Source organism: Paractinoplanes abujensis, from assembly GCF_014204895.1.
Taxonomy (GTDB): Bacteria; Actinomycetota; Actinomycetes; order Mycobacteriales; family Micromonosporaceae; genus Actinoplanes; species Actinoplanes abujensis.
Genome location: NZ_JACHMF010000001.1, coordinates 1,151,601 through 1,173,727, shown reverse-complemented (window position 1 = coordinate 1,173,727; position 22,127 = coordinate 1,151,601). Strand labels below are relative to the sequence as shown.

Genomic DNA, 22,127 nt, shown 5'->3' with positions numbered 1-22,127 from the left:
ATGAAGAGACTCAGTGCTGGTGACCGGCGTGGTCGTGATCGTGCTCGTCCTCGTCGGGCAGGAACGGGTGCTCGTCGAGCCGGCCCACCAGCAGGTCGCCCTCCTTGGGCGCGAACGGGCCGTCGCCGTCGGAGTCCTCGAACTCGTCGAGGTCGAGCGGCGTGGCGATCTCGCTGACGGTGAGCAGGCCGTCGAGCGGCTCCAGTTCGGGCACGTCGAGCGAGGAGAGCGACCCGTCGCCCGCCTGCAGCAGCTCGAGCACGGCCTCGCCGACGCTCTCGACCGGGCCCGCGTCCTCGTCCTCCGGCACCGACTGGCGGCGGGCGTCCTCGGCCCGGCGCAGCAGGGCCGACACGCTGGGCACCCGGTAGTCGCGGCGCTGGCGCACCGAGAGCACCTGCGGGTAGGGGTCGGCGCCGTCACCGGCCGCGAAGCCGTCGACGCCCAGGCCGAAGCGCTGGTCGGCCTCGTTGGGGTCGATCGACTCGACGTCCCACGGCGTGACTTCCCCGTACGCGTCGAGCAGCTTCTCGTCGTACGCGAAAGAGGCGTTGTTCAAGTCGACGTAGGCCTGCCACACGCCGTCGTCGTCGACACGGCCCTCGGCCGCCTTGACCGCCGCGAGATGCGCCCGGGAGGCCTCGATCACTCGCTCGAGGGCGGCGTCGAGTTCCGCGTTCTGGTCGGTCATCGGTTTGGGTCCTTCCGCAGGTCAGCTGTTCCGGAGCAGACGGTCGAGCACACGCACGCCGAACTTTAGTCCCTCCACCGGGACGCGCTCGTCGATGCCGTGGAACAACGAGGCGAAGTTCAGGTCGGCCGGAAGCCGCAGCGGGGCGAACCCGAAGCAACGGATGCCGAGCGTCGAGAAGGCCTTCGCGTCGGTGCCCCCGGACATCAGGTACGGCACAGTACGCGCACCCGGATCCTCGGCGCGCAGCGCGGCCCCCATCGCGTCGACGAGCTCGCCACCGAACTCGGTCTCCACAGCCGGCTGCTGGTGCACGTGCTCGATCTCGACGTCGGGCCCGATCAGCTCCTTGAGCTCGGCCAGGAACCGGTCGGCCTCACCCGGAAGAGTGCGGCAGTCGATGGTCGCCGAGGCCCGGCCCGGGATCACGTTGTCCTTGTAGCCGGCTTCGAGACGGGTGGGGTTGGCGGTGTTGCGGATCGTGGCGCCGATCAGGTTGGCGATCGGGCCCAGCTTGGCGATCGCCACTTCCGGGTTCTCCGGGTCGATGTCGATCTGCAGCGCGTCCCCCACCTGCTCGAGGAACGCCCGTACGGTCGGGGTGACCACGGTCGGGAAGCGGTGCCGGCCGACCCGCGCGACGGCCTCGGCCAGGGTGGTGACCGCGTTGTCGTCGTGGATGAAGGAGCCGTGCCCGGGGCGGCCGGTGGCGTGCACGCGCAGCCAGTCCAGGCCCTTCTCGGCGGTTTGCACGAGGTAGAGGCGCAGGTCGTCGTTCACCGTGTAGGAGTAGCCACCGACCTCACCGATCGCCTCGGTGCAGCCGTCGAACTTGTCGCGGTGGTTCTCCACCAGCCACTGCGAGCCGTACTGCATGCCGGCCTCTTCGTCGGCCGTGTAGGCGAGCACGATGTCGCGCGGGGGCACGTAACCCGTGCGGGACCAGTCGCGGACCACGGCGAGCATCATCGCGTCGAAGTCCTTCATGTCGATCGCGCCGCGGCCCCAGAGGTAGCCGTCCTTCTCCTCGCCCGAGAAGGGGTCGACCGACCATTCGCTCGCGTCGGCCGGCACGACGTCGAGGTGGCCGTGCACGAGCAGGGCCCCGCGGCTGCGGTCGGCGCCGGGGATGCGGGCGACCAGGTTGGCCCGGGTGGGGGCCGACTCGTGCAGCTCGACCTCGATGCCGGCGTCGCTCAGCTTCTCCGCGACGTATTCCGCCGCGACGCGTTCACCCACGGTGGTCCGCGGGTCGCCGGTGTTGGTGGTGTCGATGCGCAGCAGGTCGCGGCAGATGCCCACGACCTCGTCGGCGGGGGTGGTCTCCATCTGCCCTTCTTACCAGGGGTTTGTGACAGCTACCGCCCGGGGTAAAGGCCGACCCGTGTCTTCCTTGAATCTTCCCCCGCTGCCGCCCGTGGGTGGCGAGACCACCGGGCGCAATGTCGTTGACGTGGTCACCGAGGAGCACCGCGAGCTGCTCGAGCTGTGTGACCGGCTCACCGCCGACCCCGAGGACAAACGCCTGGCCGGGGTCGTGATCGCCGAGCTGTCACGGCATCTGAGCGCCGAGGAGCAATACCTTTACCCCGCCGTACGCCGGACGGTGCCGGGCGGCGAGGAGCTGGCCGCGCGCGAGCTGGCCGAGGACCGCCAGCTGTTGGTCACTTTGCAACAACTGCAGAAGAGCCGCTCCCCCGAGACGATCAAAAACGTTTCCGATGCCGTACGGCGGCACGTGGACGCCGACGCCGAGGAGTTGCTGCCCGTTCTTGTGCAGATGGTGCCGATCGAGGATCTGATCCGGGTCGGCAACCGGTTCGAGACCGCCGAGGAGGCCGCGCCGACCCGTCCCCACCCGGGCACACCTTCGACGCCGCCCTGGAACAAGGTCGTCGACCCGGCCGTCGCCGTCGTGGACAAACTGCGCGATGCTGTCACCGGCCGCACGACGTACGCCAAGGATTTGTAGGTAAATCACCGGATTCGTTAACCGATTTGTCACATGTGGGGGATCTTTCATCCGTCTATAGGTCTAGCCTTCGATGTCTTGTTGGTCCTAACGTCACGTTATGAACCTGGAGCTGCGGCATCTCAAGGTGGTCTGCGCCATCGCGGAGACAGGCAGCGTGACCAAGGCGGCCTCGCAACTGGGGCTGGCCCAGCCGGCCCTGACCGCGCAGCTGCAGCGCATCGAACGCACCCTGGGCGGCCCGCTGTTCGAGCGGGACCGTCGCGGCGCCCGGCCCACGGCGCTCGGCGAGCTGGTGCTCGCCCGGGCCCGGGTGCTGCTGCCGGCCATGAAAGGCCTGCAGGACGAGGCGGCCCGATTGGCCGGCGCGAGCGGCCTCGACACGATGAGCCGCTATCGGATCGGAGCCCTGGGCGGCCCGATCATCGGCGGCATGGTGTCCCGGCTCGCCCAGGCCCAGCCCGACGCCCAGATCACCACGCACGCCTCCTACTACACGGACGACCTGGCCAACATGGTGCTGGCCGGCAAGCTCGACTACGCCCAGGTCGGGGTGTGCGGCGACGCCTTCCCGTCGGCCGACTACGGGCTGGTGTGGCAGACGATCGCCATCGACGGCATCTGCGCGCTGATGCCCGAGGACCATCCGGGCAGCAAGAACGCCGATGTCGACCTGGCCGAGCTGGCCTCGGAGTCGTGGGTGGCGGCCACCGGTGACGGCTGCTTCGGCGACTGTTTCGCGGCCGCCTGCGCCCGGGCCGGTTTCACCCCGCGACGCATGCTCGAGAGCGACGTCCGCGGATGCATCGACATGGTCGAGTCGGGCTTGGCGCTCGCGCTCTGCCAGGGCACGTTCCGCCCACCGGCCGGGCTGACGTCGCGGCCGCTGCGCGGGGCCCCGCTGCGGTGGCGGCTCGTGCTGGGCTGGCATCCGGATTCGCAGGCCGCCAACAGCTCGGGCAAGCTGATGGAGATGGCCCAGGAGGCGTATCAGGAGGTCGTGGAGCGCAACCCCGACTTCGTCGACTGGATGGCCGACTACCCGCAGCTCGGTGTGGTCGGCAGCCTCGCGGCCGCCGCTGAGAAGTGAGGAAGGGCCCGGCGTGATGCCGGGCCCTTCCTCGTGGTGATCAGACCTTGGCGGGCGAGTCGGCCGTCAGGGTCAGCGCCCCGTCGGCCACGTCCACCTTGACCGTCTGACCGGGGGCCAGGTCGGCCGCCAGCAGCATGGTCGACAGCCGGTTGTCCAGCTCGCGCTGGATCACCCGGCGCAGCGGGCGGGCGCCGAACTCGGGCTGGAAGCCCTTCTCGGCCAGCCAGTCGACCGCCGCGGTGGTGATCTTCAGGGTGACGTCTTGGTTGTGCAGCCGGCGCCGCGTCTCGCCCAGCATCAGCTCGGTGATCTGCCGCACCTGCTCCTGCTCCAGCTGCCGGAAGATGATGATCTCATCGATCCGGTTGATGAACTCGGGCCGCAGCTGCTCCTTGAGCCGCCGGTCGAGCCGGTCACGCAGCTCCTCGTCGGGCGAGGCGCCGCCGGCCGCCCCGAACCCGACGCTGCGGCGGGTGCCGCTGATCAGGTCGGAGCCCAGGTTGCTGGTCATGATCAGCACGGTGTTCTTGAAGCTCACCGTGCGGCCCTGGCTGTCGGTCAGGCGCCCGTCGTCGAGCACCTGCAGCAGGATGTTGAACACGTCCGGGTGGGCCTTCTCGATCTCGTCCAGCAGGACCACGCTGTACGGGCGGCGGCGCACCGCCTCGGTCAGCTGCCCCGCCTCGTCGTAGCCGACGTAGCCGGGAGGCGCCCCGACCAGCCGCGACACGGTGTGGCGCTCCTGGAACTCGCTCATGTCGAGCCGGATCATCCGGTCCGAGTCGCCGAACAGCGCATCGGCCAGCGAACGGGCCAGCTCGGTCTTGCCGACACCGGTCGGGCCGAGGAACAGGAAGCTGCCCACCGGCCGGTCCGGGTCGCCCAGCCCGGCCCGCGAACGGCGGACCGCCTCGGCCACCGCCACGACCGCGTCGTCCTGGCCGATCACACGCTCGTGCAGGTGCCCCTCGAGGCGCAGCAGGCGCTCCCGCTCCTCCTCGGTGAGCTGCGCGACCGGGATGCCGGTGGCCCGCGACACGACCTCGGCGATGTCGGCCTCGGTGACCTGCGGAATCTTCGAGGAACCCTCGTCGCCCGACTCCAGCCCCTGCTTCAAGGCGTTGATCTCGTCGCGCAGGGCCAGGGCCTTCTCGTAGTTCTCCGCCGCCACGGCCTGGTCGCGGTCGCGGGACAGCTCGTCGAGGCGGCGCTCCCGCTCCCGTACGCCCGCGTCCGGGGTCTTGACCCGCAGCCGCACGCGCGCACCGGCCTGGTCGATCAGGTCGATCGCCTTGTCGGGCAGGAACCGGTCGGTGATGTAACGGTCGGACAGCTCCGCCGCGGCGTCGAGCGCCTCGTCGGTGATCCGCACCTGGTGGTGCGCCTCGTAGTTGTCGCGCAGCCCGCGCAGGATCGCCACGGTGTCCTCCACCGACGGCTCACCCACCAGCACCGGCTGGAACCGCCGGGCCAGAGCCGCGTCCTTCTCGATGTGCTTGCGGTACTCGTCGAGCGTGGTCGCGCCGACCACTCGCAGCTGCCCGCGGGCCAGGGCCGGCTTGAGCATGTTGCTCGCGTCCATGCCGCCCCCGTCGCCGCCACCACCGGCGCCGACCAGGGTGTGGATCTCGTCGAGGAAGACGATCAGGTTGTCGCCCTCGCTCTGGATCTCGTCGATGACCTTGCGCAGGCGCTCCTCGAAGTCACCGCGGTAGCGCGTGCCCGCGACCAGGCCGGCCAGGTCGAGCTGGATGACCCGCTTGTTCTCCAGGGTCAGCGGCACGTCGCCGTCCACGATCCGCTGAGCCAGGCCCTCGACGATCGCGGTCTTGCCGACGCCTGCCTCACCGATCAGCACCGGGTTGTTCTTGGTGCGCCGGGAGAGGATCTCGACGGCCTGCTCGATCTCGTCGGCGCGGCCGATCACCGGGTCGATCTCGCCCCGGCGGGCCATCTCGGTCAGGTCCACACCGAACTGCTCGATCGTGGGGGTGTTGGGGTTGCTCGGGGTGCCGCCCCGGCCCGGGCTCGGCTTGGGCTCGACGTTGCCCTGCTGCTGCAGGGCCTGCGCGTCGAGCTTGCCGGCGAGCAGCCGGCCCGCCGCCGAGTCGGGGTTGAGGCCCAGCGCCATCAGGATGTGCTCGGGACCCACGTAGGAGGAGCCGAGCGCCCGCGAGATCTGCAGGCTGTCCAGCAGCGCGCGCTTCGCGGCGGGGGTCAGCGCGACCTGGGCCGGCAGCTCCTCGCGCACACCGGCCGGACGGCCCAGCGCGGACAACAGCGACTCGGGGTCGGCGCCCGCACGGCGCACGGTCTGCTTCATCGATTCCTGCTGCAGGACCGCCCACAGCAGGTGGTCGGTGTCCAGGTCGGCGACCGGACGGTCCGGATCGGCGAGCTCGGCCGCGCGGCGGGCGGAGGCGGAGAGCACCTCACGCGCGTCGCCGCTCATGTACTTGGTGATATCGATGCGCGCCGAACGGCGCGGGTCCGCCGCACCGAAGAAACGCGCGAAGAAGTCGTCCCACTGGCCGGGACCAGTCGGTCCGATCGGTCCGATGCTCATACGTCTTCTCTCTTCTTTACGTGTCCGTCGTGCCGGCGGGCATACCCACCGCGCACGCCCCGTATCAGCGCTGTGCCCCGCCCAACCATTCCCCGTTCTCGAAGAAAGTTGACTCGGGTAGGCTCAACTTCATGACCGTACCTCTCGTGATCGTCGACGGGGCCAACGTCGTCGGTTCCGTACCCGATGGGTGGTGGCGCGACCGCGCCGGTGCGGCCGTCCGGCTGCGCGATGCGCTCGTCCCGGTGCTGGCGGCCGGGCTGCCCGGCCTGCCCGGCCCGGTGGCGGTGGCGCTGGTCGTGGAGGGTCAGGCGCGCGACATCCCCGCCTCCGAGCAGGGCGTCGACGTGGTGCGGGCGAGCGGCTCGGGCGACGACACCATCGCCGATCTCGTCCGGGCCGAGGCCGGCCCGCGGCGCGTCGTGGTGATCACCGCCGACCGCGGCCTGCGCGACCGCGTCACGGCGCACGGGGCCGAAGTGCGGGGTCCCTCCAGCGTCCCGCGCCGCTAAGCTGTGAGCGTGATCGCAGGATTCTGGGCCCCCGCTCCGGACTGGATCACGCCCTCGCTGCCCCTCTACGGCAACGACCACGAGCGCCGCGACTTCGCGCCCTCGGCATCGGGCCGCACGATGCCGCTCTGGACGCCCCCGCCGCTCTGGCCCCCGTGGGCCCTCCAGCACGGCTGACAACTCCTGGTGAGGCCCAGCGCCTCCGCGCGAGCCAATACCCTGCCCCGCGCGATCCTGCCGCCGGCCCGATCCTGCCCATGCGCGCGATCTTGCTGTTGGCGCCAGCCCGAACCCCGCCACCAGGGGCAGCGGGCCCGGCGCCACGCCCTCGCAGTGATCGGGAACGGGTTGTCCACAGGGCCCGGGTTCGCCGTTTGTCGCACAGTCGGAAAACGGAGTCCGCTCATGTCCACGCCACCCGCCGAGCGCATCGGCGCCCGCGCAGTCCTGCGCCGCCCGTACGTCCCCCTGGTCCTCACCGCCAGTCAGGTCGGCCGCCTCCCCCTGGCCGCCTCACCCTTGGCCCTGCTGCTGTTCGCCCGCGATTCGCTCAGCCTGGCCGTCGCGGGCGCGCTGGTCGCCGTCTTCACCGCGGGCATGGCCGTCGGCGCCCCCGTGCTGGCCCGCGCCGTAGACCGCCGGCGTCAGCCACCCGTCCTGTACGGCTCGGCCGCCCTCTCCACGGCCGGCTACCTGATCGCCGCTTCCGCGCCCGGCCGCCCGCTCGTGATCGCCGCCGGGGCCGCGCTGGCCGGGCTGGGCACCCCGCCGATGGAGGCGTGCCTGCGCGCCCTCTGGCCCGCGCTGGTCCCGCCGAACACGGTCCACGCCGCGTACGCGCTCGACATCGCCGTGCAGGAGGTCATCTTCGTGGCCGGGCCGCTCGTCACCCTCGGGGCCGTGGCCGTCGGCGGGACCGCCGCGGGCCTGTACGCCGCGGCCCTGCTCCAACTGATCGGCGTGGTCGCTTTCGTGCGCGCCCCGGCCGTACGGGAATGGCGGGGAACTCCGGCTCGGCGCCACTGGGCGGGCCCGTTGCGGTCGGGACGGCTGGCCACCATGGTCGGCGGGGTGGCGTTCGTGGGCGCGGCGGTGGGCAGCATCCCGGTCGTGCTCACCGGCTACGCCGAGGCCGCGGGCGACCGGTCGCTGAGCGGCTGGCTGCTGGCCGCGCAGGCCGGGGGCGCCTTGGTGGGCGGCCTGATCTACACGCGCGTCACGCCCGGCGGGCCCCGGCGCCTGCCCGTGCTGACCGCAATCTTCACCGTCGGCTATCTGCCGTTGCTCATCGCCCCGGGCACGGCGGCTATGACCGTGCTGCTGATCCTGAGCGGGCTGATGCTGCCGCCCGTGCTGACCGCCGTGTTCCTGGCCGCGGACCGGCTGGCCCCGGCGGGCACGGCAGTGGAGGCGTTCGCCTGGATCATGACGGCGTTCAGCGTGGGCAGCGCGCTGGGGGCGGCGGTGGCGGGGCCGCTGACCGATATGGGCGTGCGGGCGGGGTTCGCCTTCGCCCCGGCGGTGGCCGTGCCGGCGATCGTCGCGATGCTCGCGGTGGCGCACCAAAGATCACCAGGGGGTGGTGAGATCCACGCCCGGGGGTGAATGTGAGGGCTCGCAAGGCGGGCGTACTCTTCCCGCAGGTGCCGCCGGACTGTCACTCTCAGGATTCATTCCTGTTCATTCAGGGTCGGGTTCGCAGCTCCGGATCCCAGCCCTGGAGTGGCTGTCCAACAGGGACGCTCCGAGGGGCGGCCCCCATCGGCGGCCAGGGACAGGGCAGTAGTCTGGGTTCGACAGTCGGGTTCCGTACAGCAGGAGGCTCCACGGGTGGCCAGTGTCGCCGAGGTCAAAGCGGCTGTCGATGCTGCGTTGCAGCAGGTAACCGAGGGCCAGCAGGCGATACAGGCGGCCCGCGAGAAGCTCGGTGAGGCCCAGCAGAGCCTGGCCGCCGCGCTCGACGGCAGCGGCAACGACGCCGTGGGCGCCGCGCACGCCCAGCTGTCACAGGCCGATCAGTCCCTCGAGGAGTGCCTGGGCGCCACGCTGGTCGCGGTCGAGCAGGCCCAGCAGTACACGGCGACCCTCTGACGAGATGTCTCTGATCCAGGACCTCGGCGCCCGGCTCCGCGCGACCTCGGACGAGCTGCCCACCGGTCAGATCACGGTCGCGCTGGAGAAGCTGCGCAGCGCCACGGAGCTGTTGACGTGGGTGCGGGAGACGTCGCAGGACCCGATGGGGGTGCCGCAGCTGGGCAACGCGACCGAGCACGCCGAGCAGGCCGCGGCCGCGCTGCGTCTCGCGCAGGATTCGATCGCGCGCTACCTCGCGAGCATCGGCCTCGCAGGCGAGGGCGCCGCGCCACCCGACCGGGACTGGAAGGCCGGCCTCGAGCAGAAGCCCGACCGGCAGCCGGAGGAGGCCCGGGAGCAGACCGAGCAGCTGGGCCCCTGGTGGCAGAAGAGAGTCACTCAACTGACCGGCGAGCCCGCGCCCGATGAACCGGACAAGCCTGAGGGCACGGACACGGCCGAGCTGCTGCGCCGAGTGGCGAACGGGGTACGGGCCGGCGACCGCGCCCGCCTCGGGCGCGACCTGCACGGAGTCAACGCCTCGACCGGGCTCGCCCTGTCCGCGGTCAGCTCCCCCGTACTGCACCGCCTGGCCGGCGATCTACTCGGCCACGAGCCCCGCCCCGAGGATGTGCCCAAGCTGCGCTCGGCCGCCGAGGGCCGGGTCAAGTCGCTGCTGCCGGGCACCTCCCCGGCCGTCCTGGAGACGCTGATCGAACGCATCTGCCGGGTGCCTGCGAGCGGGCAGCCGAAGGCCCCCAACCACCCGGCCGACAGCGCGGTCACGGCCGGCGTGCTGACCGGCGTGCTGCTGGCCCGCCTGGGCCGCGACGCCGGCTCGCTGGACCCGTCTGCCCCCGATCCCGTGCCGCGGCCCACTCCCGACACCGGTCGGGGCACCCATGTCTGACTCGACCGCGCAGCAGGTGATGGACATCCGGGCCGGGCTGTCGCACGCGCTCGGCGCCGCCGCGAACGCCCTCGAGGCCGCCCGCTACGAATACGGCCGGGCCGTCGAACGCCGCCGCCGGGTGGTCGAGGCGGCCCAGGCCCGGCGGGCCAAGCTGGCCGGGGCGCTGGAGACCCGGATGGCCGAGATCGACCATCAGCACAAGACCGACCTGGCCGCCTACGCGGGCGCGGCCGCCGCGGCCGCCGACCGGGCCGCCCCCGGCGCCGCCGGTGACCCGTGGGACGACTGGCAGGCGACCCCGCTCGACCGGGCCGCCGAGCTGCGCGTCGGCCGGCTGCTGCTGCCGCACCCGGAGGACGTGCCGGCGCTCGTCCCCCTGCTCGACCGCGGCCACGTCGTGGTGCGCGGCGACCGCACGCTGGGCGACGAGGTGGTGGCCGGGCTGCTGCTGCGCGCGCTGGGCACCGCGCCGCCGGGGGCGGTGCAGCTGATCGGCTACGACCCCGAGCATCTGGGCGGCGGGCTGGCCCGGTTTGCCCCGCTGGCACCGGCCAACGTGCTCACCTTCGTCGGGCCGGGCGGGCTGGGCGCGCTGCTCGACGACCTGACCGATCAGGTGCGCCGGATCAACGAGACGGTGCTGGCCGGCGAATACACGTCGCTGCGCGAGTTGAACGCGGCCACCCACCGGCGGCCCGAGCCGTGGCGGATCGCCGTGCTGCTCGGTGCGGGCGAGCTCAGCCGGGCCGAGCAGGCTCAGCTGCAGCGCCTGCTGCGCACGGGGGCGGCCTGCGGCGTGCACCTGGTCATCCAGGGCATGCCGGTGGCGGCCACCGACGGCGTCGAGTTCATCACCGCGCAGCCGGGCGACCGCGCCCGGATGAGCAGCGCGGGCGCTCTGCCCGTACGGCTGGATCCCGGCCCGCCGCAGGCGGTGGTGGCGGCGACGTGCCGCCGGATCGCCGAGGCAGTCGCGGCCGGCCCCGCACCGGTAGCCCTGGACAGCCTGTTGCCCCAGGTGGAGTGGCAGGAGAGCGCGGCCACCGGGCTGACCGCGCCGCTCGGTGACAGCCCGCAGGGCATGCCCGTGCCGGTGACCCTGTCCGACTATCCGCCGCACGCCCTGATCGCCGGCCCGTCGGGCACCGGCAAGACCAACCTGATCTACGCCTGGATGGGCGCCCTGGCCGCCCGCTACTCCCCCGCCGAGCTGGCCTTCTATCTGCTCGACTTCAAGGAGGGCGTGTCGTTCGCGCGGTTCGCCCCGGGCCGGCGCGACCAGACCTGGCTGCCGCACGTGCGCCTGGTCGGGGTCAACGTCAACACCGACCGCGAGTTCGGGCTGGCCCTGCTGCGGTTCCTGGGCGACGAGCTGCGCCGGCGGGCCGACGCGGCGAAACGGCACGAGGTCACCAACCTGGCCGAGCTGCGGGCCGAGGATCCGCAGGGTTCGTGGCCGCGGATCGTGGCCGTGATCGACGAGTTCCAGGTGCTGCTGTCCGGGCGCGACGCGGTCGAGAAGGAGGCCGTCGACCTGCTCGAAGACCTGGCCCGCCGCGGCCGCTCGCAGGGCATTCACCTGATCCTGGCCAGCCAGGACGTGTCCGGCATCGAGGCGCTGTGGGGCCGGCCGGCGCTGGTCGCGCAGTTCTCGCTGCGCATCGCGCTGCCCCGGGCCCGGCGGGTGCTGGCCGAGCAGAACACCGCGGCCGAGTCGCTGCCCCGCTACCACGCGGTGGTCAACGCCGACTCGGGCGCGGTCGAGGCCAACCGGGTCGTGCGGGTGCCCGCCGCGGGCGACCGGGAACGGTGGAACGCGCTGCAGCACCGGCTGTGGCGGCGCCGCCCGGCCGACCTGGGCCCGCCGCGGCTGTTCGACGGTGACGTGGTGCCCCGGCTGGCCGACAGCCCCGACTTCCGGCGGCTGGGCCCGGCTGAGGCCAACCCGGCGCCGGTGGTGCTGCTGGGCGAGACGATCGACGTCGAGGCCCGATCCGCCCGTACGGTGTTGCGGCGCGCACCCGGACGCAACCTGGCCGTGCTCGGCACCCGCCTGGAGGAGGCGTGCGCGGTGCTGGCCACGGCCGCCCTGTCGCTGGCCGCGCAGTTCCCGAAGGAGAGCGCCCGCTTCTCGATCCTGTGCCTCGACCCGGACGCCCGCCCGGCGGCCAAGGCGCTGTGCGAGACGCTGCCCGACTGCGGGTGGTACGAGCAGGAGAACGCCGACTGGATCCTGGAGGAGGCGGCGGCCGAGGCAGCGGCGTCCTGGCCCGCCGACCGGCACCACTTCCTGTTCATCTACGCGGCCGACGCGCTGCCCGGCGGCAAGGGCGCGGCCGAGCAGCTGCGCACGATCCTGCGGCAGGGCCCGGAGCGGCGCATCCACGTGGCGGGCTGGTGGCGCGGGGCGGGCCTGCTGCGTGACGCGCTGGGCGGCCCCGGCTCACGTACCGACGCGATCGGCGCCTGGGTCGCGCTCGACGTGCACGGCAGCGAGCTCGCGCCGTTCTACCCGGGCACCGGCGCCCCCGCCTGGTACCCCCGGCCTTGGCGCGCCCTGCATTTCGACCGCTCGGTGCACCGCGGCGCGGAGGTCATCATCCCGTACGGTGTGGCATGACCGACTGCACCGAGCTTCACGCAGCCGGACGCGCGGACGGCCTCGCCCGTGAGGGCCAGGAGGGCATGCCCAGGAGGCCCAGCATGACCGACTGCACCGAGCTTCACGCAGCCGGACGCGCGGACGGCCTCGCCCGTGAGGGCCAGGAGGGCATGCCCAGGGGGCTCAGCATGACCGACTGCACCGAGCTTCACGCAGCCGGACGCGCGGACGGCCTCGCCCGTGAGGGCCAGGAGGGCATGCCCAGGAGGCCCAGCATGACCGACCGCACCGAGCCTCACGCAGCCGCACATCCGGACGGCCTCGCCCGTGAGGGCCAGGAGGGCATGCCCAGGAGGCTCAGATCGTGACGCACGCGCAGGGGGGACTGCAGCCGGCCGACTTCGAGACCGCCGACTACCGCAGCGTGCTGCGCCGGTTGACCACGCTCGACGAGGAGGCGGCCGTGCTGCGGGCCGAGGCCGAGCAGTGGCACGAGGGCCGGCTGGCCGCGGCCGACGAGGCCGTGCAGGGCGCCGAGCAGGCCGTCGCGGAGGCCAAGCAAGCCGTGTCGTTCGCGCAGCGCCGCCTGGAGGAGGTCGACGCGCGGGCCGCGGGCTTGTGGTCGGAATACGTGCACAAGGTGGGGCCGGTGGCGGAGCGCTACGGGCGTACGGTGCCCCCGGCCGCCATCCCCCGGCAGCGCAGCGATCGGGAGGCCGGCGACTACCTCGACGAGGTGGCCACGAAGGTGAAGTACTCGGCCCCGGCCCGCCCGATCAACAGCGGCGTCAAGATGCTGTTCGCGGTGTTCGGGTTCCTGGGCGGAGTGGCCGGCGCGATCGGCAACCACGTGCTGCGCGAGAACGGCGGCGGCGCGACGGACGGCACGTGGAAGGACGCGTTGCCCGTGGTGGCGCTGCTCGTGCTGCTGGCCTGCCCGGTGCTGGCAGTGGTCGGGGCCAAGCGGGTGGCCGACCGCCGCGGGGCCGGACTGGACGCCGCGACGGTGGCCACTGTGCTGATCACCGGCCTGGTCACGGCCGGTGTGCTGGTGGCCCTGCTGCGCACCACCTAGGCGGGCACGACCAGGGCCTCGTGGAGCAGCCGCCGGGCCAGCACCAGCTTGTCGGCGTCGTCCTCCAAGGGCAGATCCCCCACCCGTACGGGGTCGGGGCCGAACGCTGCCCGCAGAGCCGGCGCGCAGTAGGCCGGGAACCGCATCGTGCGCCCGACCAGGCGCAGCACCACGTGCTCGGGCCCGTCGCCGGCGAGCTGCCAGCGCAGCCCTTCGCGCATCCGCACCCGGTCGTCGGCGCCGAGCCCGGCTGCGAAGTCCAGCTGGGCCAGCGGGCTGACCGGTTCGGGCCGGGCCGAGGGCCAGTCCCGGGCCCGCAGCCGCGCGGCCACCTCGGCCGGTTCGACACCGGTGAGCCAGTCCCGCAGCGCTTCGACGGTCTCGGTCAGTTCAGGCTCGATCGCGTCGGGGTCGGCGACATCCACCCCGTACGGCAGGGTGGCCCGCAAACGCCCGTCCGCGGCGGCCAGCGCCAGCAGCTCCTCGACCACGGCGTAGCGGGTGAGGGCCCGTACGCCGATGGTCAGGTGCAGCGACCGGTGACCGAGCGCCTCGGCCGAGTGCAGCCAGCCGCGCGGCAGGTAGAGCGCGTCACCCGGGGAGAGCACGATGTCCATCGCGGGTTCGCCCTGCGCGGTCGCGGCCACCTCGTCGGCGTGCCCGCCCCAGGCCTGCTTCTCCAGCGGGTCGGCCAGCACCGGCTCGTGCAGCCGCCAGCGCTTGGTCCCGTCGACCTGCAGCACGAACACGTCGTGCGTGTCGTAGTGGGTGCTGAAACCCTGGCTGCCGGGCGGGGTCAGATAGGCGTTGACCTGCAGCGGCCGGCGCAGCTCGGCGCCCAGGCGGCGGCTGTAGTCGATCAGCGGCGGCCACAGGCGGTGCAGGCCCTGGAGGACAAGGGTGGCGCCCTCCGCGTAGATCCGCATCACCTGGTCGTCGACGACCTGATCACCGATCTCGGCGCCCGCCCCGCCGCCGCCGGTGAAGCGGCCGGCCGGCAGCACCTTGCCCTGCTGGGCGACGCGCAGGAAGGGAGTGCGCAGCCCGCGCCGGCTGAGGAGTTCATCGACCGCGGCCGGGGAGAGCAGGTCGGCGAAGCCGTCCGGCCCGGCCAGCTCACCGGCCCGGGAGAGCAGCGGGGCCCGCCCCCAGTACGCGGCGGCGAACTTGCCCGGCTCGACGGCCACGGCGCGCGACAGCGCCGGGCGGGAGCCGCCCGGCGCGTCGTTCGTGGTTCCGGGCATTGTCAGTTCGCGGAGCCGTCGGCGCCGCCGTCGTGACCGCCGGGGTTGGCGCCACCGTCGGCCGGGCCCTCGCCGTCGGCGCTGCCGTCCGCGCCGCCGTCGTGACCGTCCGGGTTCGCGCCGCCGTCGGCCGGACCCTCGCCCGCCGACCCGTCCGCGCCGCCGTCGTGACCGCCCGGGTTCGCGCCACCGTCGGCCGGACCCTCGCCCGCGCCGGTGCCCGAGGCCGAAGTGATGTCGTCGTCGTTCAGTGCCATGGGAACTCCTTGTTCGGTGGACGTGACAGCACCGGCGAGGTACCCCGTGATCATCAGGTCTAACCGGCCTGTGACCGGGGTATCCGGCCCGGATGCTGTGGATCGGAACCTCCGGCTGGCAGTACCGGGACTGGAAGGGCCGGCTCTATCCGCCGAAGCTGCCGCAGCGGCTGTGGCTGGAGCACTTCGCCGGGCACTTCCCCACCGTCGAGGTCAACAACGCGTTCTACCGGCTGCCCGAGCGGTCGACGTTCGAGCAGTGGCGTCAGCGCACCCCGGATGGGTTCTGCGTCGCGGTGAAGATGAGCCGCTACCTGACCCACATCAAGCGGCTGCGCGAGCCGGCCGAGCCGGTGTCCCGGTTCTTCGAGCGGGCGAGTGCGCTGGGCGACAAGCTCGGCCCGGTACTGCTGCAGCTGCCGCCCACGATGAAGGCCGACCTGGACGCGCTGGACGAGACGCTGTCGCTGATCCCGGCCGGGACGCGGGTGGCGGTCGAGCCGCGGCACGACACGTGGTGGACCGACGACTGCCGCCGGCTGCTGGAAGGGCACAACGCGGCGCTGTGCTGGGCCGACCGGAAGGGCCGCCCGATCACTCCGCTGTGGACGACCGCCGATTTCGGCTATCTGCGCCTGCACGAGGGGCGGGCCGAACCGTGGCCGCGCTACGGGCGGGGCGCGCTCGCGTCGTGGCTGGAGCGGCTTCCCCCCGTACGGGACAATTTCGTGTATTTCAACAACGATCCCGGCGGGGCGGCCGTGACCGATGCCGACACGATGTCCGCTATGGCGGTGAGGCGGGGCCTTAAGGTGATGACGTGCGCTTCCTCGAACTGAACGGCCGGGCCCCGGACACCGCCGACACGCTCCGCATGGCCACGCTCAACTACGGCCACTTCACCTCGATGCAGGTGCGGGCGGGGGGCGTACGGGGTCTGGCCCTGCATTTCGCCCGGCTGGCCGACGGCAACGAGGAGTTCTTCGGGTGGCGGCCCGGCCTCGACGACGAGCACCGGCTGCGTGAGCTCATCCTGCATGCGCTGGACGGCGCGACGGACGCCTCGGTCCGCGTCTCCTACGTGCCCGGGGCCGACCTCGTCGGGCCGCCCGACGTGGTGGTGGCGGTGGGCGACCCGGGGAGCGACGAGCCGCAGCCGCCGATCCGGGTGCGCATCGACCCGGCGTACCGGCGCGACTGGCCCGAGCACAAGCACGCGGCCACGATGGCCCAGTGGCGGGCGCAGCGGCTGGCCGTGGCGGCCGGGTTCGACGACGCGCTCTCGGTCGGCCCGGACGGGCTGGTGCGCGAGGGCACGACGTGGAACGTGGCGTTCCTCAAGGGCGACGAGGTGGTGTGGCCGCAGGCGCCGATGCTCAAGGGCGTCACGATGGTGCTGCTGCAGATCGCCATGACGATGCAGGGGGTGCCGTGGACGATCCGCCCGGTGCCGGCGTCGGAGCTGCCCGACTTCACCGGGGCCGTCGCCGTCAACTCGCGCACCGTGCGGCAGGAGATCGCCTCGATCGACGACCTGAAGTACCCGGCCGGCGACAAACTGGCCGCGATCATGACCGAGACGTGGGCCTCAGTCCCCTTCGACGCCATCTAGCAGCTCGATCAGCTCGGTGGCGTTGCGCTGGGCGTAGTCCGAGTAGCAGTTGTTCATGAAGACCTGGGTCGTGTCGGCCTCGGCGGCCAGCGATCTCAGGCGCGGCGCCCACGCGGCCAGTTCCTGGCGCGAGTACTCGTAGCCGAATTTCTCGTGGATGTCCTTGCTGGTCCATTTGTCGCTGTGGCCGTGGAAGCGCACCACGGCCAGGCCCGCGGTGGCGGCCAGCACCGGCGGCACCGAACTCTTGTGCCCCTGAGGCATGTCGACGCCGACGAAGGCCAGCTTGTGGGCGCGCAGAAAGTCGAGGGTCTCGTTCTGGTTGGCGCCGTCGAACCAGCTGGCGTTGCGGAACTCGAACACCGGCCGGATCGGCCGGCAGCGGGCGGCGACCTCGAGAAGGTATTCCTTGTTGGACTTGCGGATGCCGAACCACGGCGGGAACTGGAAGAGCACCGCGCCCAGCTTGCCCGCCTCGGCCAGCGGGTCGAGGGCCGACAGGAACCGGGACCAGACTTCCTCGTATGCCTGAGCCGGCAGATCACCGGGGTAGATGTTCTTCTTGTCCGTCTCGGGCCGCAGGTCCTTGTAGATCGCCGACACCTTGGTCGGATGACCGGTCAGCAGGCTGAACGCCTTGATATTGAAGGTGAAGCCGTCGGGGGTGCGCTGCGCCCAGAGCCGGCTCGTCTGCTCGGCCGGCGGTCCGTAATACGTCGAGTCGACCTCGACCACCGGGAACTGGCCGGCGTAGTAGGCCAGTCGCTTCTCGGGGGTGTCGGCGCTCGCCGGATACCACCCCGAGGCCAGCAGCGTCCGGTCGGTCCACGAGGCGGTGCCGATCTGGATCGTGCCCATGCGCTCACGGTAACCCCGGATACAGCGGGTCCGCCGCGACAGGGCGGCGGACCCGGATGCATCGTCCCGCGGCTAGCCGGCCCGGCGCTCGCGGTTCTGCTTGCAGTGCACGCACGTGGTGGCCGAGGGGAAGATCTCGAGCCGCTCCCAGGGGATCGGGTTCGAGCAGCCCTCACAGTTGCCGTAGGTGCCCTCCTCGAGCCGCTGCATCGCGTGCTCGGCCTGGGTGCGCCGGTCGCTCAGGGTCCGCAGCAGTGACGAGGCGGCGTCGCGCTCGGCGGTCTTGGAACCGCTGTCGGCCTGGTCGTCCCCGGCGGAGTCGCCCATCTCGGCCAGCCGGAGCTTCTGGTTCTCGGCGAGAGCCTCCTCGTACTCGGCGCTCAGGTCGTCGAACCGGCCCCGCAGGACCGTGCGGATCTGGTCGATCTCCTCCGCCGTCCGGCCCTTGGCGGCGCCCTTGCCCGTGATTACCGCTCCATTGACGAGCATGTGCTCCCCCTGCCTTCCTCTGCCCCTGCCGGCGGTCCCCCGAGGCTCGACCCCATCGCACCGTGGAGCCGGGCTGATACCCGCCGCCGAAGATCCCAAACGGGGCCTCCGCTAAAAAAGTAACCGGAGCATAACTGTCGGTGTTCGGATCCGCCACAGACTCGCGTCATGAACGTTCGAGGACCATTGCGGGATGCCGTGGATCATCGACGCGGACGACGACGTCGGCGAACGAGGCCGGGGAAACCTCGTCCGCGTACCGCTGGAACGCGGGCAGGGTCCAGGCGATGTCGCCGGGGGTGCGCCGGGCCAGCGCCGGAGCCGACATCTCCAGGTGCACGGTGACGTCGAAGGTCAGGCCGCCGCCGAGCAGCAGAGGACCGCTGACCAGCAGGATCGCGCCGGGCGCGAGCGTCCGGTAGGGCTCGCGGGCGGACCGGTCGGTGTGCGCGTCCCAGAGCCGGGTGAGTACGCGCCCGGAGCCGCCCGGGCCGGCCGGGCCGAGCACCTCGCGGGCCAGCCCGGCCTCGTCGAACCAGCCCAGGTAGTACGAGTCGGAGTTGTCCCGGCCGAACTCCAGCCGCAGTGAGGCAGGTCGCAGGAAGTCGGCGGTATCGATCCGTACGGTGGGACGGCCGCGGGCCCGCAACGGGTCGACCAGGGCGTCGGCCAACGCATCGGGGCGGGCCGCCGGGGCGCCGTCGAGGGCGACCCGGAGGTAACTGTCGGGTTCCCGACATATCAACAGATCGGCAAGTTCTTCGACCAGAACCTCGGCCGAAATCGGACGGACGCGCACGCCGTCGAAGGCTACCCGCGCCCTACTCGTTCGGCTTGATCAAGACGTGGGCGTCGTCGCTGAGCCGGTAACCCACCCCGTAGACCGTGGTGATCAGCGGTACGGCGCCGCCGAGCTTGAGGCGCAGCCGCCGCACGTGCACGTCGACCGTGCGCTCGCCGGTGTGGTCGTAGCCCCAGACGCCGGTCAGCAGCTGGGCGCGGGTGAAGACCCGGCGCGGCCGCTCGGCCAGGAACAGCAGCAGGTCGAACTCGAGGCGGGTCAGCGGCAGCGGCTCGCCGTCGACGACGACCTGCCGGGTGCCGGTGAGCAGGCGCACCTCGGGCCCCGCGGCCGGCTCGGGCTCGGGCTCGGGGGCGGGCGCGACGGCCGGCTCGAGCTGCACGGTGCCCTGGCTGACCTCGACGAGCTCGCGGACGGCCTCGATGAGCTTGTGGGCCTGCGGAGAGATGGTGTCACCGGTCAGCGGGATGGCGACCGTGACGGTCAGGGCGGGTTCCGACGGCCGGCGGACGGCGGTGGAACCGCGGCCCGGTCCGGTGGCATGGCGGGCGAGCCGTGGTGAAAGCGCACTGGCCGGCATTTAGTTGATCCCCCTGAAATACGTCTTGGCAACCGAATACGACCGATCACCCTCCGTAAAGCCGCGGACGATATTTCCGCCAGCGCCGTTGGCCGGTCAACCCGCCAACCACACTGTGGGAAAATCGTTCCACGTCCGCCTTGACTGCGGAAAATGCATTTCCCCAACAGATTCTGTCAGACTGATTAAGCATTGCCGAACGCGCATCTGGCTGGGGTAACTCGGCACACCACCTGGACCGCCTGTGTTTGCGCTGGCCAAAGCGTGCGCGGATGCCCATCGCGCGCGGCCCGTTCGGGCATATCTCTGAGACGCAACACACACCGATCACGATGCATTCTTCGTACTCGGTGCAATAAGAAACCCGGACGTCCCGCGAGGGGAACGCCCGGGTTCTTCTTCGTGCAATTAGTTGTTGCCGCCCGAGATGAGACGCCGGCCCACGGCCGCGATGAGCCGGTCGAGCTCCGAGCCGAACGGGTTGTCGTGCACCAGATACGTCCAGGTGGCGCTCGGCCGCACGATCTTGGCGCGGTCGGGCTCCCAGCCCTCGCTGAGGTCGACCTCCTCGAAGGCCTCGATGGTGCGCGCCTCCACGTCGAGCAGCAGCTTCTGGAAGGCCGGGACGGCCGCCCGGTGGAACTCGTCGAGCGGGTCGAGCTTGCCCAGCGCGCGCAGGTGCACACCCTCGCGCACCTCGCTCAGCTCGGCCAGGTGGTCGACCCAGAGCCGGTCCAGATGATAGAGCGCGATGGCCCGGGCGGCGTCGGACAGGACGTCCTCGTCGGTCTCCTTGGCCTTCTCGGGCGAACGCTCGAGCAGCATGATCGCGGCCACCTCGGAGGTGAGCAGGCGTTCGCGCCGCTCGGCCAGGGCCACCCGCTGCTGCTCGATGACGACGCTGTAACGCCAGGTGTTGCGATGGATCTCGTGGTTGACGCCCTCGGCGACCCGCTGGGCGTGCTCGACCGCGTACTCCACCTGCTCGTCGTGGACGACACCGTCCATGTCCATCCGCGGCGAGGCGGGCAGGATGTCGCCGGCGTGCCGGGTGACCAGCTCGTCCTCGAGGCTGACGAAGAAGACCGAGCCACCCGGGTCGCCCTGCCGGCCGGCCCGGCCGCGCAGCTGATCGTCGACGCGACGGCTGTCGTGCCGGCCGGCCCCGATCACATAGAGGCCGCCCAGCTCGACGACCTCGTCGCGGTCGGCCTCGTCGCTGCCGCCGAGCCGGATGTCGACGCCGCGGCCGGCCATCTGGGTCGAGACGGTGACCGCGCCCTTGGCGCCCGCCTCGGCGATGATCCCCGCTTCCTCGGCGTCGTTCTTGGCGTTGAGCACGTTCGACGGCACCCCGACCGCGGCCAGCTGCTTGGCCAGCAGCTCGGACGCCTTCACATCGAGCGTGCCGACCAGCACCGGGCGGCCCTTCTCGTGGGCCAGCTTGATCTCCTCGACCAGCGCCTCGTCGCGCGTCTCGTGCGCGGAGTAGATACGGTCGGGCTCGTCCTCGCGGATGTTGGGGGCGTTGGACGGGATGACCGCGACCTCGAGCTTGAAATACTCCCGGAGCTGCTCGCCGACGTGCACGGCGGTGGCGGTCATGCCGCAGACCGTCTTGTAGAGCGCGATGTAGGCCTGCACGGTGATCGTGTTGAGCACCTCGCCCTCGGCGGTCGCGCTCAGGCCCTCCTTCGCCTCGACCGCGGCCTGCAGACCGTCGGGCCAGCGACGGCGCTGGGCCACGCGGCCGCGCATCTCGTCGATCAGCTCGACGGAGCCGTTGCGCACGATGTAGTCGATGTCGCGGCGCAACAGGGCATGCGCGTGCAGCGCCACGTTGACCGCGGAGAGCTGCTGGACCTGGTCGTCGGCGTAGAGGTCGACGCCGCCGAGCTGCTCCTCGATCTTCTTGAGGCCGGCGTCGGTGAACGCCACGCTGCGGCCGTCCTCGGCCACCTCGTAGTCCTTGCCCGCCCGCAGCTCGCGCACCAGGCCCGCCGCCTCGTGCACCGGGTCGCTCTCGGTGGAGATGCTGCCGGCCAGCACCATCGGCACGCGGGCCTCGTCGATCAGGATCGAGTCGGCCTCGTCGACGATGCCCGTGGCCAGCTCGCGCTGCACCCGGTCCTCCACGTCGGTGACGAGCTGGTCGCGCAGGTAGTCGAAGCCGGCCTCGCTGACCGACACGTAGGTCACGTCGGCCAGGTAGGCCTCGCGGCGTTCCTCGTGGGTCGACGCCTCGGTGACCCAGCCGACGGTCAGGCCGAGCAGCTTGTAGATCGGCGCCATCCACTCGGCGTCGCGACGGGCCAGATAGTCGTTGACGGTGAGCACGTGCACCGGGCCGTGGCCCAGACGGACGTGTCCGTACGCCGCGATGGTGGCGGTCAGCGTCTTGCCCTCACCGGTGGCCATCTCGGCGACCTTGCCGGAGAGCAGCGCCATCACACCGAGCAGCTGCACGTCGTACGGCCGCTGCTCGATCGCCCGGAACGCGGCCTCACGGCCGATCGCGCACAGCTCGGTGAAATCGGTGGCCTCGCGGGCGGCGGCGGTGAGCGCCTCGTCGTCGAGCTCCCGCAACGCCTCTTCACGAGCGTCGATGGCCGGCAGGCGCTTCGAGAACGGTGCGAGGTCGACCGTTGTGCCCGGACGCTGCAGGAACTTGCGAAACCGGCTCTTCAGCCGCTGCGACACACCCATGGCGGGCTACGGTACTTCATTTTCCTGGAAGCTTGGTGACGACCGTCCGTTTGTAAACACCCCGTTCTGGGCACCTTGTCTC

General features: G+C 71.9%; 21 protein-coding genes. 11 read left to right on the top strand and 10 right to left on the bottom strand.

Going from position 1 to position 22,127, the window contains the following annotated elements:
* Nucleotides 1-10: 10 nt before the first annotated feature.
* Together BKA14_RS04715 and BKA14_RS04710 are read right to left on the bottom strand one after the other, a co-directional pair.
* Nucleotides 11-691, bottom strand: a complete 681-nt coding sequence (locus BKA14_RS04715) for a hypothetical protein (protein WP_184949707.1) — start codon at nucleotides 689-691, stop codon at nucleotides 11-13.
* A gap of 21 nt (nucleotides 692-712) precedes the next feature.
* The gene (locus tag BKA14_RS04710; protein WP_184949706.1) at nucleotides 713-2,020 is read right to left on the bottom strand and encodes a M20/M25/M40 family metallo-hydrolase; all 1,308 of its coding nucleotides are present in this window, start codon (nucleotides 2,018-2,020) and stop codon (nucleotides 713-715) included.
* A 64-nt stretch (nucleotides 2,021-2,084) separates the two neighbouring features.
* Here BKA14_RS04710 and BKA14_RS04705 point away from each other — a divergent pair, with 64 nt between their 5' ends.
* Both BKA14_RS04705 and BKA14_RS04700 read left to right on the top strand, forming a co-directional pair.
* Nucleotides 2,085-2,663, top strand: a complete 579-nt coding sequence (locus BKA14_RS04705) for a hemerythrin domain-containing protein (RefSeq protein ID WP_239092494.1) — start codon at nucleotides 2,085-2,087, stop codon at nucleotides 2,661-2,663.
* Nucleotides 2,664-2,763: 100 nt separating this feature from the next.
* On the top strand, nucleotides 2,764-3,753 hold the full coding sequence (locus tag BKA14_RS04700; protein ID WP_184949704.1) for a LysR family transcriptional regulator: 990 nt from the start codon (nucleotides 2,764-2,766) through the stop codon (nucleotides 3,751-3,753).
* Between the two features lie 40 nt (nucleotides 3,754-3,793).
* On the opposite strand, the gene BKA14_RS04695 is transcribed toward BKA14_RS04700, so the two are convergent.
* The gene (locus BKA14_RS04695) at nucleotides 3,794-6,322 is read right to left on the bottom strand and encodes an ATP-dependent Clp protease ATP-binding subunit (RefSeq protein ID WP_184949703.1); all 2,529 of its coding nucleotides are present in this window, start codon (nucleotides 6,320-6,322) and stop codon (nucleotides 3,794-3,796) included.
* Nucleotides 6,323-6,453: 131 nt separating this feature from the next.
* On the opposite strand from BKA14_RS04695, the gene BKA14_RS04690 reads away from it, so the two are divergent.
* From BKA14_RS04690 to BKA14_RS04660, 7 genes are all read left to right on the top strand, one after another.
* The gene (locus tag BKA14_RS04690) at nucleotides 6,454-6,834 is read left to right on the top strand and encodes an NYN domain-containing protein (protein WP_184949702.1); all 381 of its coding nucleotides are present in this window, start codon (nucleotides 6,454-6,456) and stop codon (nucleotides 6,832-6,834) included.
* 9 nt (nucleotides 6,835-6,843) lie between these two features.
* Nucleotides 6,844-7,011, top strand: coding sequence for a hypothetical protein (locus BKA14_RS04685; protein ID WP_184949701.1), 168 nt, complete (start codon nucleotides 6,844-6,846; stop codon nucleotides 7,009-7,011).
* A 228-nt stretch (nucleotides 7,012-7,239) separates the two neighbouring features.
* On the top strand, nucleotides 7,240-8,439 hold the full coding sequence (locus tag BKA14_RS04680) for an MFS transporter (protein WP_184949700.1): 1,200 nt from the start codon (nucleotides 7,240-7,242) through the stop codon (nucleotides 8,437-8,439).
* A gap of 225 nt (nucleotides 8,440-8,664) precedes the next feature.
* Nucleotides 8,665-8,925, top strand: a complete 261-nt coding sequence (locus BKA14_RS04675) for a hypothetical protein (protein ID WP_184949699.1) — start codon at nucleotides 8,665-8,667, stop codon at nucleotides 8,923-8,925.
* 4 nt (nucleotides 8,926-8,929) lie between these two features.
* A complete protein-coding gene (locus tag BKA14_RS04670) occupies nucleotides 8,930-9,817 on the top strand; it encodes a hypothetical protein (RefSeq protein WP_184949698.1) in 888 nt (295 codons plus the stop codon).
* On the top strand, nucleotides 9,810-12,440 hold the full coding sequence (locus tag BKA14_RS04665) for an FtsK/SpoIIIE domain-containing protein (RefSeq protein ID WP_184949697.1): 2,631 nt from the start codon (nucleotides 9,810-9,812) through the stop codon (nucleotides 12,438-12,440). The genes BKA14_RS04670 and BKA14_RS04665 overlap by 8 nt, the downstream gene beginning before the upstream one ends.
* Before the next feature lie 346 nt (nucleotides 12,441-12,786).
* Entirely contained in the window at nucleotides 12,787-13,497 is a 711-nt protein-coding gene (locus tag BKA14_RS04660) for a hypothetical protein (RefSeq protein ID WP_239092491.1), read from the top strand.
* Here the strand turns inward: BKA14_RS04660 and BKA14_RS04655 are convergent.
* Together BKA14_RS04655 and BKA14_RS04650 are read right to left on the bottom strand one after the other, a co-directional pair.
* Nucleotides 13,494-14,741: a cupin domain-containing protein gene (locus BKA14_RS04655; RefSeq protein WP_184949696.1), complete on the bottom strand. Its 1,248-nt coding sequence runs from the start codon at nucleotides 14,739-14,741 to the stop codon at nucleotides 13,494-13,496. The genes BKA14_RS04660 and BKA14_RS04655 overlap by 4 nt on opposite strands.
* 2 nt (nucleotides 14,742-14,743) lie before the next feature.
* Entirely contained in the window at nucleotides 14,744-14,998 is a 255-nt protein-coding gene (locus BKA14_RS04650) for a BatC protein (protein WP_184949695.1), read from the bottom strand.
* Between the two features lie 92 nt (nucleotides 14,999-15,090).
* Here BKA14_RS04650 and BKA14_RS04645 point away from each other — a divergent pair, with 92 nt between their 5' ends.
* Nucleotides 15,091-15,837, top strand: a complete 747-nt coding sequence (locus tag BKA14_RS04645; RefSeq protein WP_184949694.1) for a DUF72 domain-containing protein — start codon at nucleotides 15,091-15,093, stop codon at nucleotides 15,835-15,837.
* Nucleotides 15,819-16,610, top strand: a complete 792-nt coding sequence (locus BKA14_RS04640) for an aminotransferase class IV (protein WP_184949693.1) — start codon at nucleotides 15,819-15,821, stop codon at nucleotides 16,608-16,610. The genes BKA14_RS04645 and BKA14_RS04640 overlap by 19 nt, the downstream gene beginning before the upstream one ends.
* On the opposite strand, the gene BKA14_RS04635 is transcribed toward BKA14_RS04640, so the two are convergent.
* The 5 genes from BKA14_RS04635 to secA2 all read right to left on the bottom strand — a co-directional run bounded on the left by BKA14_RS04635 (nucleotide 16,587) and on the right by secA2 (nucleotide 22,045).
* Entirely contained in the window at nucleotides 16,587-17,468 is an 882-nt protein-coding gene (locus BKA14_RS04635) for a DUF72 domain-containing protein (RefSeq protein WP_184949692.1), read from the bottom strand. The two genes, BKA14_RS04640 and BKA14_RS04635, sit on opposite strands and share 24 nt — an antisense overlap.
* Nucleotides 17,469-17,540: 72 nt before the next feature.
* Nucleotides 17,541-17,957: a TraR/DksA family transcriptional regulator gene (locus BKA14_RS04630; RefSeq protein ID WP_184949691.1), complete on the bottom strand. Its 417-nt coding sequence runs from the start codon at nucleotides 17,955-17,957 to the stop codon at nucleotides 17,541-17,543.
* Nucleotides 17,958-18,123: 166 nt separating this feature from the next.
* On the bottom strand, nucleotides 18,124-18,756 hold the full coding sequence (locus BKA14_RS04625; protein ID WP_184949690.1) for a nucleoside/nucleotide kinase family protein: 633 nt from the start codon (nucleotides 18,754-18,756) through the stop codon (nucleotides 18,124-18,126).
* A gap of 22 nt (nucleotides 18,757-18,778) precedes the next feature.
* On the bottom strand, nucleotides 18,779-19,339 hold the full coding sequence (locus BKA14_RS04620) for a winged helix-turn-helix domain-containing protein (RefSeq protein ID WP_184949689.1): 561 nt from the start codon (nucleotides 19,337-19,339) through the stop codon (nucleotides 18,779-18,781).
* A 408-nt stretch (nucleotides 19,340-19,747) separates the two neighbouring features.
* Nucleotides 19,748-22,045 carry an accessory Sec system translocase SecA2 gene (gene secA2 / locus BKA14_RS04615; RefSeq protein WP_184949688.1) on the bottom strand — a complete coding sequence of 766 codons (2,298 nt, stop codon included), beginning with the start codon at nucleotides 22,043-22,045 and terminating at the stop codon, nucleotides 19,748-19,750.
* Between the last annotated feature and the right edge of the window lie 82 nt (nucleotides 22,046-22,127).

Bases quoted from the DNA above. Each gene is read 5' to 3' on its own strand.
- BKA14_RS04690 (WP_184949702.1), top strand. From the start codon at position 6,454: ATGACCGTACCTCTCGTGATCGTCGACGGGGCCAACGTCGTCGGTTCC.
- BKA14_RS04710 (WP_184949706.1), bottom strand. From the start codon at position 2,020: ATGGAGACCACCCCCGCCGACGAGGTCGTGGGCATCTGCCGCGACCTG.
- BKA14_RS04645 (WP_184949694.1), top strand. From the start codon at position 15,091: ATGCTGTGGATCGGAACCTCCGGCTGGCAGTACCGGGACTGGAAGGGC.
- BKA14_RS04715 (WP_184949707.1), bottom strand. From the start codon at position 691: ATGACCGACCAGAACGCGGAACTCGACGCCGCCCTCGAGCGAGTGATC.
- BKA14_RS04665 (WP_184949697.1), top strand. From the start codon at position 9,810: ATGTCTGACTCGACCGCGCAGCAGGTGATGGACATCCGGGCCGGGCTG.
- secA2 (WP_184949688.1), bottom strand. From the start codon at position 22,045: ATGGGTGTGTCGCAGCGGCTGAAGAGCCGGTTTCGCAAGTTCCTGCAG.
- BKA14_RS04700 (WP_184949704.1), top strand. From the start codon at position 2,764: ATGAACCTGGAGCTGCGGCATCTCAAGGTGGTCTGCGCCATCGCGGAG.
- BKA14_RS04680 (WP_184949700.1), top strand. From the start codon at position 7,240: ATGTCCACGCCACCCGCCGAGCGCATCGGCGCCCGCGCAGTCCTGCGC.
- BKA14_RS04670 (WP_184949698.1), top strand. From the start codon at position 8,930: ATGTCTCTGATCCAGGACCTCGGCGCCCGGCTCCGCGCGACCTCGGAC.
- BKA14_RS04620 (WP_184949689.1), bottom strand. From the start codon at position 19,339: ATGCCGGCCAGTGCGCTTTCACCACGGCTCGCCCGCCATGCCACCGGA.
- BKA14_RS04695 (WP_184949703.1), bottom strand. From the start codon at position 6,322: ATGAGCATCGGACCGATCGGACCGACTGGTCCCGGCCAGTGGGACGAC.
- BKA14_RS04635 (WP_184949692.1), bottom strand. From the start codon at position 17,468: ATGGGCACGATCCAGATCGGCACCGCCTCGTGGACCGACCGGACGCTG.
- BKA14_RS04650 (WP_184949695.1), bottom strand. From the start codon at position 14,998: ATGGCACTGAACGACGACGACATCACTTCGGCCTCGGGCACCGGCGCG.
- BKA14_RS04630 (WP_184949691.1), bottom strand. From the start codon at position 17,957: ATGCTCGTCAATGGAGCGGTAATCACGGGCAAGGGCGCCGCCAAGGGC.
- BKA14_RS04655 (WP_184949696.1), bottom strand. From the start codon at position 14,741: ATGCCCGGAACCACGAACGACGCGCCGGGCGGCTCCCGCCCGGCGCTG.